This window comes from Sphingorhabdus sp. (assembly GCF_044354325.1).
Lineage (GTDB): Bacteria > Pseudomonadota > Alphaproteobacteria > Sphingomonadales > Sphingomonadaceae > Sphingorhabdus_B.
In genome coordinates this window covers 1-12,883 of the sequence record NZ_JBILAF010000057.1, presented here as the reverse complement: position 1 = coordinate 12,883, position 12,883 = coordinate 1, and the positions used below count along the sequence as shown (strand labels likewise).

Annotated in this window: 13 protein-coding genes; 9 read left to right on the top strand and 4 right to left on the bottom strand. The window is 56.0% G+C overall.

Annotated features, from left to right (window positions below; all coding sequences use genetic code 11):
• A partial coding sequence (locus tag ACIQ0G_RS06700) for a helix-turn-helix domain-containing protein (RefSeq protein ID WP_397577238.1) occupies positions 1–391 on the top strand: 391 nt, incomplete at its 5' end.
• A gap of 36 nt (positions 392–427) precedes the next feature.
• Here ACIQ0G_RS06700 and ACIQ0G_RS06695 read toward each other — a convergent pair.
• Together ACIQ0G_RS06695 and ACIQ0G_RS06690 are read right to left on the bottom strand one after the other, a co-directional pair.
• The gene (locus tag ACIQ0G_RS06695; protein ID WP_333569440.1) at positions 428–769 is read right to left on the bottom strand and encodes a GntR family transcriptional regulator; all 342 of its coding nucleotides are present in this window, start codon (positions 767–769) and stop codon (positions 428–430) included.
• Between the two features lie 47 nt (positions 770–816).
• Positions 817–1,386 (bottom strand): nitroreductase, encoded by a 570-nt coding sequence (locus ACIQ0G_RS06690; protein ID WP_397577237.1) that lies wholly within the window; start codon positions 1,384–1,386, stop codon positions 817–819.
• A gap of 133 nt (positions 1,387–1,519) precedes the next feature.
• On the opposite strand from ACIQ0G_RS06690, the gene ACIQ0G_RS06685 reads away from it, so the two are divergent.
• From ACIQ0G_RS06685 to ACIQ0G_RS06670, 4 genes are read left to right on the top strand one after another with little or no spacing between them, the layout of a single operon-like run.
• Positions 1,520–3,046: a peptide MFS transporter gene (locus ACIQ0G_RS06685; RefSeq protein WP_397577236.1), complete on the top strand. Its 1,527-nt coding sequence runs from the start codon at positions 1,520–1,522 to the stop codon at positions 3,044–3,046.
• 57 nt (positions 3,047–3,103) lie between these two features.
• Positions 3,104–4,507 carry an amidohydrolase gene (locus ACIQ0G_RS06680; protein WP_397577235.1) on the top strand — a complete coding sequence of 468 codons (1,404 nt, stop codon included), beginning with the start codon at positions 3,104–3,106 and terminating at the stop codon, positions 4,505–4,507.
• Positions 4,504–5,796, top strand: coding sequence for an amidohydrolase family protein (locus ACIQ0G_RS06675; protein ID WP_397577234.1), 1,293 nt, complete (start codon positions 4,504–4,506; stop codon positions 5,794–5,796). The genes ACIQ0G_RS06680 and ACIQ0G_RS06675 overlap by 4 nt, the downstream gene beginning before the upstream one ends.
• A 50-nt stretch (positions 5,797–5,846) precedes the next feature.
• A complete protein-coding gene (locus ACIQ0G_RS06670) occupies positions 5,847–6,524 on the top strand; it encodes an NnrU family protein (RefSeq protein ID WP_397577233.1) in 678 nt (225 codons plus the stop codon).
• Here the strand turns inward: ACIQ0G_RS06670 and ACIQ0G_RS06665 are convergent.
• Positions 6,521–7,516: an aldo/keto reductase gene (locus ACIQ0G_RS06665; protein ID WP_397577232.1), complete on the bottom strand. Its 996-nt coding sequence runs from the start codon at positions 7,514–7,516 to the stop codon at positions 6,521–6,523. The genes ACIQ0G_RS06670 and ACIQ0G_RS06665 overlap by 4 nt on opposite strands.
• On the bottom strand, positions 7,503–8,747 hold the full coding sequence (locus ACIQ0G_RS06660; protein ID WP_397577231.1) for a dicarboxylate/amino acid:cation symporter: 1,245 nt from the start codon (positions 8,745–8,747) through the stop codon (positions 7,503–7,505). Before ACIQ0G_RS06660 ends, ACIQ0G_RS06665 begins: the two co-directional genes overlap by 14 nt.
• 96 nt (positions 8,748–8,843) lie before the next feature.
• Between ACIQ0G_RS06660 and glmM the strand changes: the two genes are divergently transcribed.
• The 4 genes from glmM to ACIQ0G_RS06640 form a co-directional block, all read left to right on the top strand.
• Positions 8,844–10,184 (top strand): phosphoglucosamine mutase, encoded by a 1,341-nt coding sequence (gene glmM / locus ACIQ0G_RS06655; RefSeq protein ID WP_397577230.1) that lies wholly within the window; start codon positions 8,844–8,846, stop codon positions 10,182–10,184.
• Entirely contained in the window at positions 10,184–11,326 is a 1,143-nt protein-coding gene (gene thiD, locus ACIQ0G_RS06650; RefSeq protein ID WP_397577229.1) for a bifunctional hydroxymethylpyrimidine kinase/phosphomethylpyrimidine kinase, read from the top strand. The genes glmM and thiD overlap by 1 nt, the downstream gene beginning before the upstream one ends.
• On the top strand, positions 11,323–11,904 hold the full coding sequence (locus ACIQ0G_RS06645; protein WP_397577228.1) for a ribonuclease HII: 582 nt from the start codon (positions 11,323–11,325) through the stop codon (positions 11,902–11,904). The genes thiD and ACIQ0G_RS06645 overlap by 4 nt, the downstream gene beginning before the upstream one ends.
• A 212-nt stretch (positions 11,905–12,116) precedes the next feature.
• Positions 12,117–12,883 (top strand): DNA-methyltransferase (locus ACIQ0G_RS06640; RefSeq protein WP_397577227.1); only part of this gene is annotated, 767 nt, incomplete at its 3' end.

Sequence of the window (12,883 nt, the reverse complement as noted above, 5' to 3'; positions counted from 1 at the left end):
CACGGGGGACGCAATTTTGTTGGCCAAGCATTTCGTCAGCAAATTTGCACGCGAGATGAACTCGACGGTTAAAGGCATGTCGACCGGCGCGTTGGCGGCAATTGATGCGTGGAACTGGCCCGGAAATGTCCGCGAACTTAAAAGCCGCATTAAGCGCGCTGTCATCATGGCAGAGGGAGCGTTTGTCACGGCGGATGACCTCGACCTTGGAGACGAGGATACGGACGATCTGCAACTCAACTTGAAGGCGGCGCGCGAGGCCGCCGACCGCACGGCGATTACGCGGGCTGTTGCGCGGACAGAGGGCAATATTTCCAGCGCAGCGAAGCTACTGGGGATTAGCCGACCGACGCTGTACGATCTGATGAAGCAATATCATCTGCATGTGTGATGGGAACTGAATCAGCCAAAAGCTGCAGTAAAAAATTCAGCTAAGCGCCAGTAATTCGGCTGGATCGATACCGGCACGCTGCATTTGGGCTTTTACGTCAGGCCAAATATTGTGCATGAAATTGTCGCGCTCGAAACTGCGCAGTTTTGAAATCGCGCCAGTTGCAACGAACAAACCGACGCCACGCTTAACGTCCACGAGCCCGCTGTCCTGAAATAGCTGATAGGCTTTAGCGACCGTCAACGGGTTCGCGCCTTGGTCAGCAGCAAATGCGCGAACCGAAGGCAACATGTCGCCTTCCTTATACGCACCGTCCAAAATGGCGGCGGCAATCACATCGCGCAATTTCAAATATACGGGTTTTACGTCATTCTTCATCACGTGCTTACTGCCATAATACAGTAGGTCGCGTCAAGGCAGCACTTTTACGGCCATTGGCGAATGATATGCGTGGGGTCGGGGCGGGGCCGCTCTTCAAGAGGCAGGGCCGCGGACCCCATGAAGAATAGCCCGGCAATTTGTTCGTCGCCGGTACAAATCGCTTTGCGCACGCTGTCGTCGTAGGTCGCCCACCCGGTAATCCAGCTGCCGACAAAGCCATGTGCGTGCGCCGCGTGCAGCAGGTTCATGCCGACGGCGCCAACGCTGAGTTGTTGTTCCCACACAGGAATTTTTGCGCTTGGCTGGGGCGCGTACACCAAAAGGACAAGCGTTGGGGCCATGCGCGATGGTGACACCGCCGCGTCAATCTGTGCAGACCGCGCGTCGGGATTGGCAGCGGTGAATGCATGTGTGAGGAGTTCAGCAAAGGCGCTGCGGTCGGTGATCTCGACAAATCGCCACGGAAATAGCTTGCCATGGTCGGGGGTGCGCATAGCGGTCTGCAATATGCGGTTAAGCGTGGCCTGGTCGGGACCGGGCTCCACCATGTCGCGTGGTTTGCCAGACCGGCGGGTTTCGAGATAGCGGGTTACAGAGGAGAGGTCGTTGAACATTCCACTCCCTTCGACGAATTTTGACGGTATCCGCAATTAAATTCTTCACACGCGCAATTTTTTCGGTAGGTTCACCGCCAATCGTTCCTTTCAGTGGAACATCAAACATAACAGAAATGAGGGGTTTCGCTCGATGGCGACATCATATGCGCAAGATGGAGATGCAGCAGGGACATTCCTTGGCCATCCCAAAGGTCTTTTCGTCTTATTCTTTGCCGAAATGTGGGAGCGCTTTTCCTATTATGGAATGCGCGCACTGCTGATTTTTTATCTGACAAAGCATTGGCTGTTTTCGGATGAAAAATCGGGCGTCATTTATGGCGCGTACACGGCTTTGGTATATATCACGCCGGTACTGGGCGGCTATTTGGCTGACCGATGGCTCGGACAACGAAAAGCGGTGACATATGGCGCTGTATTGTTGACCTTTGGGCATCTGCTCATGGGCTTTGAAGGCACGGGCGGACAAGATGCTGCCTCGTTGAACATCTTCTGGCTCGCGTTGGCGTTCATTATCGTGGGATCTGGCTTTTTGAAGGCCAATATTTCCGTGATTGTTGGGCAGCTCTATCCACGGACCGACGTCCGTCGCGATGGTGCATATACCATTTTCTACATGGGCATTAACTTGGGCGCGGCGCTGGGCGCATTGCTCTGCGGTTATCTCGGTGAGACCTATGGCTGGTCATACGGTTTTGGTGCTGCCGGCGTCGGTATGTTGCTTGGGCTCATTGTATTTGTCGTATTCAAGCCTTTGTTGCTTGGACGCGGCGAACCCGCTGATCCCGCAGCTTTGAATAAGCCTGTGATGGGTCTTAAGCTGGAGTGGCTTTTGTATTTGGTCGGCTTGGTCGCCGTTGCCGCTTGCTGGTGGCTGGTGCAAAATCAGGCTGTCGTTGGTTCATTGCTTGGCATCGCCGGTGCCATTCTGGTTGCGTATGTTTTGTGGACTGCTGTTCGCAAGCTTGAACCACATGACCGTGACCGCATTTTTGCGGCGATGTTTCTAATCATCGGTTCGATCCTGTTCTGGGCCTTGTTCGAACAAGCTGGATCGTCGCTCAATCTGTTTACGGACCGCCATGTCGATCGTGCGGGTGTGCCCGCATCGGTGTTCCAGTCGTTGAACGCGATTTACATCGTCCTGCTTGCGCCGCTGTTTGCGTGGCTTTGGACGGCACTTGGTCGCAAGGGACTTGAACCTTCTGCACCGGCGAAGTTCGGTTTGGGTATTGTACAACTCGGAATTGGTTTCCTCGTTCTGGTCGCAGGTTCTGCAGCTGCGGGCGCGGACAGCATGGTTCCTGTGTTGTTCATTTTCCTCATCTACCTGTTTCACACGACCGGCGAATTGTGCCTGTCACCTGTGGGGCTCAGCGCCATGAACCGCCTCGCGCCGGCACATCTTGCGTCGTTGATCATGGGTACATGGTTCTTCGCATCCGCGACCGGGAACTTCGCAGCCGGCCTCATCGCCTCTGCAACGGGTTCCGAAGCTGCATCCGGTGAAGGTGCTGGCCGCGAAGTCGTTATGGCTGTGTATAGCCAAATCGGCTGGATCGCGATTGGTGTAGGTGTTGCGGTTGTCGTAATCTCGCCGCTTATCAAGAAACTGATGCACCTCGACACCTTGCGTGATGACGGACATCTTGAAGGTTAGGCAGAAGCAGGCGAAGCTGCTGCCGCTGGCATTCGCCCCACAAACTGGAGTTAAGTGATGGCAAAGTTTAATGCATTGCGCAGCGCATATCTTGTGCTGCCGCTGGCTCTTATGGCCTGTTCAAACGTAGAAGGTCCAAAGACGGTTTCTGCGGCACCTGTTGCAAAGCCGGTGGAAAAGGCACCTGTGCCGTTCCCGTCGACATATAAGGCATATCCCGGCGTTGCTACCGCCATCCGTAATGTCACCATTTACGATGGCGAAGGCGGGAAAATCGAAAATGGCGTCGTCTTCATTTCTGGCGGCAAGATTAGCAGCGTCGGTGGGCCGGACACTGCCATACCTTCGGGTACAGCGGTTATTGACGGTGCAGGCAAGTTTGTGACGCCGGGCATCATCGATATCCATTCACATCTTGGTGATTATCCTACGCCATCGGTGGAAGCCCATAGCGACGGGAACGAAGCGACATCGCCGATTACGCCCGAAGTTTGGGCGGAGCACAGCGTATGGCCACAGGATCCAGGTTTTAGCCGCGCACTCGCCAATGGCGGCGTTACTGCGCTTCAGGTTCTGCCCGGATCGGCTAACCTGATGGGTGGCCGCTCCGTTGTCCTGAAGAATGTTTATGCGCGCACGGTGCAGGGTATGAAGTTCCCGGGTGCGCCGTACGGTATGAAAATGGCCTGCGGCGAAAACCCGAAGCGTGTTTATGGCAGCAAGGGGCGCATGCCCTCAACCCGCATGGGCAACATTGCCGTCAACCGTCAAACATGGATTAAGGCGCAGGATTACAAGAAAAGGCGCGACAGCGGTAAGGAATATACCCGTGATCTCGGGCTTGAAACGCTTGCGGGTGTTTTGGATGGCGACATCTCGATCCAGAACCACTGCTACCGTGCCGACGAAATGGCACTCGTTCTCGATATGGCGAAGGAATTTGGCTACAAGGTCTCGACATTCCACCACGCCGTTGAAAGCTACAAGATCGCTGACTTGTTGCGCGACAATGGTGTGTGTTCCGCCGTTTGGGCAGACTGGTGGGGCTTCAAGATGGAAGCCTATGACGCGATCCCTGAAAATGCCGCGATATTGCACAACACGGGCGCTTGTGTGGTCATTCACTCGGATGATGAAAACCAGATCCAGCGTCTGAACCAAGAAGCGGCAAAGGCGCAGGCCGATGGTCGCAGAATGGGCATTAATATCAGCGATGCGGAAGTCATCAAATGGCTGACATATAACCCAGCCAAGGCGCTTGGGATATCGGACAAAACCGGCAGTTTGAAGCCCGGTAAAATGGCCGATCTGGTGCTGTGGAATGGCAATCCGCTCAGCGTATACTCCCGTCCTGACAAGGTCTGGATCGACGGCGCGTTGATGTTTGATGCAAGTAACCCCAAAATACGTCCGGTCAGCGACTTTGAGCTTGGCCAACCCGGTGAAGGAGATGTGAAATGAGGCATTTCCTCTATGCTGCTGCCACGCTTGCGGCTTTTGCGACACCCGTTTCGGCTGAAACCATAGCCATTACCGGCGGCCGCGTTGTGATTGGCGACGGTAGTGCACCCATCGACGGTGGCACTGTGGTCGTCCGCGATGGCGTTGTCGTTGCTGCTGGTACCGGTGTTGCAGTCCCGTCGGGCGCACGTCGCATCGACGCGTCGGGCAAATGGGTGACGCCGGGCGTTTTCGCTGGCTTCACCCGTTTGGGCCTCGCTGAAGTCGATGCCGTTAACGGCACGAACGACAAAAGCGGCGGTCGCAGCGGTTTTTCCGCAGCCATTGACGTTGCGCCTGCGATTGATCCGTTCCAGTCGCCATTTGCGGTCAACCGTTCTGCCGGCGTAACGCGCGCAGTCGTTGCACCTGAAGGCGCCAATTCTATTTTTGCAGGGCAGGGCGCCATTGCGGATCTGGGTGCTGATAGTAATCCCGTTACCAAGGCACGTGCATTTCAATTTGCCGAATTCGGTGAAGATGGCGCGGATGCCGCTGGCGGAAGCCGGGCCGGAACGCATCTGCATTTTCGCGCGATGTTGCGCGAAGCGCAGGATTACGCAGCTGGGCGTGGCACCTTTGATGACGAGCTGTTGAAGGCAGAGGACGCCAAGGCCTTGTTGTCTGTGCTTCGCGGTGAAACGCGCCTTTTGATCCATGTCGAAGGCGCAAATGATATGCTTCGGCTCATTGAGTTGAAACGCGACTTCCCATCAATCAAAATGGTATTTGTCGGGGTAAGCGAAGGATGGCGGGTTGCACCGCAACTGGCACAAGCGGGTATTCCCGTTATCGCGTCGGCGTTGAACGACTTGCCCGCATCGTTTGAAATGCTGGGGGCAACGCAGAGCAATATCGGCCGCATGAAAGATGCCGGTGTGCAGGTTGCCATTGGCATGATCAATGACCGAGATTCGCACCAGCTGCGGTACACGACGCAATATGCAGGCAATATCGTGAGCCTTGAACGCGTTCCCGGTGCGACTGGCCTGACATGGGATGAGGCATTTGCCGCGATTAGCTCGGTTCCTGCCGATATCATGGGTGTTGGTGACCGTTTGGGTAGCCTCAAGGCCGGTAAAGCCGCAGATGTCGTTGTTTGGGATGGCGATCCGCTTGAGCTATCCTCTACGCCGACCACAGTGATCATCGACGGCATTGAGCAGCCGCTGGGCAATCGCCAAAACCGACTGCGTGACCGTTATGCACGGCCAACAGAGGGTGATTTGCCAAAGGCATATGATCGTTGATTTAATGGTCTGCGATTGAGGGAACACATTCGGCGGCGGGAGTAGAGGTTATGCGTGAATATTTGTTATTGGCTGCCGCTTCGATATGCTTTGTCGGTAGCCATTTCCTCATGTCGCATCCTTGGCGCGCGGATATGGTCAGGAGATTCGGTGCAAACGGGTTTCTGGGGCTTTATTCGCTCGTCTCGTTCGCGACATTTGGCTGGATGCTTTTTGAATTTGGGCGTGTGCCAAAGGGTGATGCGCTGTGGCCAGCCAGCGACGGCGTGTGGATGGCTGCAAGCGTGTTGACTTTGGTCGCCGCTGTTCTGTTTTCCGGATCGTTCATTCGCAATCCGTCATTGCCGGGTGTGCCCCAAGCTATGGCGGGGCAAACACCCTTTGGCGTTTTCAAGGCAACCCGTCACCCGATGATGTGGGGCTTTGCGCTGTGGGGAATTGCACATATCTTGGTCGCGCCGCGGATCGACAATTTCATTTTTGCCGGAAGCTTGGTTTTACTAGCGCTGGTGGGTTCCAAGGCGCAGGAAATCAAGAAACGCAAGCTTATGGGCGCAGAATGGGACGGGTGGCTGCGCAGGACGCATTTCGCCGTCCATCCCGTTGCCTTGTTTCAGGTCGGGATCGGTCCTTGGATTGCGGGCATAATCCTCTGGGCCGCCGCAACGTGGGCGCACCCATATTTGAATGTCGCTGGCGCTGGCCTGTTCCGGTGGTTCAGCTTTTAAAGCCGAACCATCCGCATACCGCGTTCACCGTAACGCGGACCAGCAGTCCCTCCACGCGGAGCCGCTAAATCCAGTTTAGCAAGGTCGTCCACATCCAGCGTAACGTCAACCGCGCGTGCGCTATCTTCCATTGTCAAGCGGCGCTTAAAGCCCGGGATTGGTACAATGTCGGTGCCTTGCGCCAATATCCAAGCGAGCGCAATTTGCGCATGTGATGCGTTGTGCTTGGCCGCAATTTCACCCACGACGTCGACAATAGCCAGGTTGGCAGCAAAGTTATCACCCTGAAACCGCGGGTCTTGTCGCCGCCAATCATTGTCCGGCAGTTCGTCAAGGCTACGGAACGAACCGGTCAAGAAACCGCGACCCAATGGTGAATAAGGCACAAAGCCTATGCCAAGTTCGCGGCAGGTTGGCAGGATTTCGTCTTCGATATCACGTTCCCACAGCGAATATTCGCTTTGCAGGGCAGAGATCGGCGCAACAGCCGCTGCACGGCGTAGCGTTTCTGGCCCAGCTTCGGATAGCCCGATATGCTTGATTTTGCCTTCGGTGATTAAATCCGCCATTGCACCAACGGTCTCTTCGATGGGGACAGCAGGGTCGACGCGGTGCTGGTAATAAAGATCAAGGCAGTCGATGCCCAAACGCTTCAACGTGCCTTCGACAGCTGATTTTGCATTGGTTGCAGAGCCATCCACGCCGACGATATTTCCGCCATCAAATTTGAACCCGAATTTGCTTGCGATAATCAGCCCGTCGCGTTTGCCTTTGATAGCCTCACCAACCAGTTCTTCATTCTGGAACGGTCCATAAATCTGTGCCGTGTCGAAAAAGGTAACGCCCATGTCGATCGCGCGATGGATCGTTTTGATCGCCTCATCGGGATCCGCATCTTGACCATAAGTGATGTTGCCGCCCTTGATCATCGGCATACAACCGACGCCAATGGCGGAGACTTTCAGGCCGTGGCCGAGTTCACGATATTGCATGGGCGTTTTCCTTTTCGGGGGCTTCAATGACGGTAGCGAGCGCAACGTCCATTTGCACATTGCCCGTTGTCCGGAAAATATCCGGCAGCGTTTCGACCGCGATTAACAAGGCGAGTGGTTCCACGGGAATGCCAAGTGCTATACAGATTGGCGCGATTGAGGTCACAAAGCTGACGGTGCCGGGAAGGCTTACCGCGCCCATTGAGGTCAGTGCGGCGATGAAAATCGCGGCGCCGTAATCGAACGCGTCAAGCTTTATGCCAAACCAGTTTGCAACATAAAGCGCGACGGCAAGGTTCATTGCAGGGCCAGTTGCACGCAACAATGCCACCGCCATTGGGAGGACTAGTCCGGCAGTAGACTCACGAACGCCCAACGCTTCCGATTTCTTCAACATTAACGGAAGGCTGGCCAACGATGATTGTGTGGATACGGCGAAGGCTTGGACGGGAGCAATTTGACGGGCAAAATCGCGCAAGCGAACTTTGCCGGCAAAAACCGCAATTGGATAAGCAAACGCGCCGACGATGATACCGACTATAGATACCGTGACGATATAATGGGCAACGGCGCCCAACGCGGCCAATCCGGATCGCGCGCCAACGACAAATGCCAACGCAAAAACGCCGATTGGCGCGAGCTTTAGCACCCATTCGATGACGAGGATCATTGCGTCTGCAAGCGCGCTGAAAAATCCAGCCATGTGCGCGCGTGGCTCTTGCGCAAGGCGCGTGACGGCAAAGGCAAAGACGAGCGTGAAAATCAAAAGTGGCAAGATGGAGTCACTTGCGGCCGCCGAAATCGGATTGGTTGGCACCAACGCAACGACGAAATCACGCAAACTGGGTTGTTCGGCTACCGCTGGTGCCGCCGTCAGCGCCGACCGTAAAGCGGCCGCGCTTTCTTGTGGCATGGGCCAAAGCGATAGCACCATTGGGGTCAACAGTGCGCCCAATGCAGCCGACATGAACATCATCACGACTATCCAGCTGATGGTGCGCGCTGCCATCGGTCCGGCCCGCGCGGCTTCCGCGCTTTTGACTATTCCAGTGATAACCAATGCGACCACCAACGGAACCACCGTCATGCGAAGGCCGTTGAGCCATAATGTTCCTACAATATCGAGGATCAAATCCAGTTTTTCACCGGCGGCAGGAAACTGCGCGGTCACGAAAATGCCGAGGGCAAGGCCAATAACAAGGGCGATAAGAATACGTGTAGCGTTTGACATAGGATCGGGTCTTGCCAGCCCGTTGCTCCCTATGCAAGGGAGAGGCTTGGCAGCGTGGAAATTCACAACGTGAACCGTAGAACGGCAGGAACCAAAATGGCGCGTAAATATTTCGGGACGGACGGTATCAGAGGTCGCACCAATAGTGGTGCCATGACACCGGAAATGGCGATGAAGGTCGGCCAGGCGGCAGGCACGCACTTCCTGCGCGGTGGGCATAAGCACCGGGTCGTGATCGGGAAAGATACGCGCCTGTCCGGCTATATGATCGAAAACGCGCTTGTGGCTGGATTTACCAGCGTGGGCATGGATGTCGTCCAGTTCGGCCCGATTCCGACCCCCGCCGTTGCGCTCCTGACGCGGTCGATGCGCGCAGACCTTGGCGTGATGATCTCTGCCAGCCATAATCCTTATGAAGACAATGGCATCAAGCTGTTTGGGCCCGACGGATATAAATTATCCGATGCGGACGAACTGGCGATTGAGGCATTGCTGGGCGAGAAGCTGACGCTTGCTGACGCCCCCGATATTGGCCGCGCACGCCGTATCGAAGACAGCCGTGGACGGTATATCCATGCGGTGAAGGCGTCGGTGCCGGAGCATATCCGTTTTGATGGCCTGCATGTCGTGCTCGATTGCGCAAATGGCGCAGCATATCAGGTGGCACCTACCGCAATTTGGGAGCTGGGGGCCAAAGTAACCTCCATCGGGGTTGATCCAAATGGCAAGAACATCAACGACAAGGTTGGGTCAACGCATGTTGCCACGCTTCAGGAAACCGTTGTTGCTTCGGGTGCGGATATTGGAATTGCGCTTGACGGTGATGCCGACCGATTAATCGTTGTCGATGAACATGGCCAAGTGGTCGACGGTGACCAGATCATGGCGCTGCTTGGCTGTGCCATGCGCCGCGCGGGCAAACTTACGGGCGACGGTATCGTTGCGACCGTGATGTCGAACCTTGGACTAGAGCGCTATTTGGAGAGCCAGCAATTAAAGCTCATCCGCGCAAAAGTCGGTGACCGCTACGTTCTCGAAGAAATGCGCAAGCATGGTATCAACGTCGGTGGCGAACAATCGGGGCATATGATCCTTTTGGATCACGCGACAACTGGCGACGGCACGATTGCTGCGCTTCAAGTATTGGCGCAGCTCGTCGAGAGCGGGAAGCCCGCCAGTGAAGTGCTGCATCTGTTCGATCCGGTGCCGCAGCTTTTGAAGAATGTGCGCTTTTCGGGCGGAAAGCCGCTGGATGATGTCCATGTCCAGAAGGTTATCGCCGATGCTGAAGCCGAATTGGCCGGCACGGGCAGGCTCGTCATCCGCCCGTCGGGCACCGAACCCGTCATCCGCGTGATGGCGGAGGGAGACGACGCGGCACAAGTCGAGCGCATCGTTGACGGCATATGCGACGCTGTGAGGGCGGCTGCGGGCTGATGTCTCACAACACACCCGCGCGCATACTGATAATCGCTGGGTCCGACAGCGGCGGAGGCGCTGGTATTCAGGCGGATATTAAGACGGTAACCATGCTCGGCGGGCATGCGATGACAGCGATTACCGCAATCACTGCGCAGAACACGCTGGGTGTCGATGCAGTGCATATGGTGCCAACACAGATGGTCATTGACCAGATCGCGGCCGTCGTGAGTGATATTGGCGTGGATGCAGTAAAAATCGGGATGATTGGAAATGCGGCCACGGCACATGCCGTTGCGGACAGTCTTTCGGAGCTGTCATGTCCCATCATATTCGACCCTGTCATGGTGGCGACCAGTGGCGCTGTTCTGGCCGATGCCGATACCATCTCAGCTTTTGAGCGCCTTATGGGAATTGCGACACTGACGACGCCCAACCTGCCCGAGCTGCAGGCGCTCGGCGGGAAGGATAGCTTGCTGGAGCGGCGCATATCTTTGCTTATCAAAGGTGGGCATGCGGATGGCGACCAGATTGTGGACGAACTGCATCTCGCGCCGGGTCAAAGCGAAAGCTGGAGTGACGCGCGGATTGAAACACGCAGTACCCACGGAACGGGTTGCACCTTGGCCACAGCCATTGCGACGGGCTTGGGGCAGGGAATGGAACTCATCCCTGCCATTGAACGTGCGCGTGTGTTCGTGCGCTTGGCGCTGCTCGACGCGCCTGGGCTTGGCCAAGGTCACGGGCCGATGGGGCACCAAGCCGTGCGCGAAGATGCGATGGTTGCCGGGCCGTCGCTCAATCACGTCACCGTTGGTTGCCGCAATTATGCGGCCTCCGTCGATTTTTACAAAGCGCTTGGCCTTCAACAGATCGTCGATAGCCCCGACAACGGCTATGCGCGGTTTGAAATGCCCAATGGCGTTACCTTTTCGATCCATCAAAATGATGACTGCGCGACATCGACTGTGGTGTATTTTGAAAGCAAGCGGTTGGATGCGTGGGTAACTGAGCTTGCCAGCCAAGGATATGTTTTCGAACAGATGCCGCAGGACGAAAGCTGGGGTTGGCGCGAGGCGCGGTTGCTTGATCCTGCCGGGAATATGGTATGCTTGTACCATGCGGGCGAGAACCGCCGATATCCGGCCTGGCGCATATGATTTTCGGTGTTGATGAGGCAGGGCGCGGGCCACTTGCGGGGCCAGTGGTGGCTGCCGCGGTATTATTATGCAAGCCGCGCCCGTCTGGATTGGATGACAGCAAGAAACTCAGCGCCGCGCGCCGTGGCGAGCTGGAAGAAACCATCAAACGCCGGTGCCAGTGGGCGGTGGGCATTGTGGATGTTGATGACATCGACCGGTTGAACATATTCGGCGCGACGATGTTGGCCATGACACGCGCGGTTGAGGGCTTGTGCGCTAAAATTGGGAGCGACCCAACGGAAGTGCTTGTCGATGGCAATATGACGCCGTCCGGCCGTCGGCCCGAATGGCGGTGGAATGCACGGGCCATTGTCGGCGGCGATGCCCTTGAGCCATGCATTTCTGCGGCGTCCATCATCGCGAAAGAACATCGTGACCGGATGATGTGTGAAGCGGCGCAGCAGCATCAACATTATGGTTGGGAACGGAACAAGGGGTACGGAACCCCGGACCATTTGGCCGCTTTGCGTTTGCACGGACCAACGCCGCTGCACCGCAAAAGCTTCGCGCCCGTGTCACAAATGCTTTTGCTGTGAGTTTTTTTTGGTCAGTGAGTCATTCGGGCAACACCACTACCGGTTGAGTCCCGTTGGAATCGCCAGACTCCATATCTTGTGCCGGACTCCTTTCGTTCCATCTAAATTGCCCCGGATCGTGCGACTCGCCACGATTCCTTATGTTATGAACGTCCTTGACCTTACCCCCGCGCTGACTCATCGCAGTGTCATTCAGTTTTGAGGAGTGAGCCGTGGGCGTCATCGAGAAAATCAGGCCAGCAGTAAAGTCGAAGCCGGTTGAGGTCCATGACCTGCCGCGGAACCAGATTTTGCGGATGGACTGCATCGAAGCCATGCGTTCGTTGCCCGATTGCTCCATCGACATGGTGTTCGCGGACCCGCCCTATAACCTTCAACTCGGCGGGGATTTGCTGCGTCCTGACAACAGCAAGGTCGACGCCGTAAATGACGAATGGGACAAGTTTGCCAGCTTTGCCATTTACGACAAGTTCACCCGCGAATGGCTTGCCGAGGCGCGCCGCATTTTAAAACCAGATGGTTCATTGTGGGTGATTGGCAGCTATCATAACATTTTCCGCGTCGGCACCGCTGTGCAAGACGCCGGATACTGGATTTTGAACGATATCGTCTGGCGCAAGTCCAATCCGATGCCCAATTTCAAAGGTACGCGTTTCACCAACGCGCATGAGACGTTAATCTGGGCATCGAAAAGCGAGAAGTCAAAATACACATTCAACTATCGCGCAATGAAGACGTTGAACGATGAACTTCAGATGCGTTCTGACTGGTTGATCCCCATTTGCGGCGGACAGGAACGGTTGAAGCGCAATGGCACCAAGGCGCACCCAACGCAAAAGCCAGAGGCTCTGCTGTACCGCATATTGCTGGCCTGCACGAAACCCGGCGACGTCGTGCTTGATCCGTTTTTCGGTACAGGCACAACTGGCGCCGTGGCGCGCCGTTTGGGTCGTGACTGGATTGGTTGCGAACGCGAATC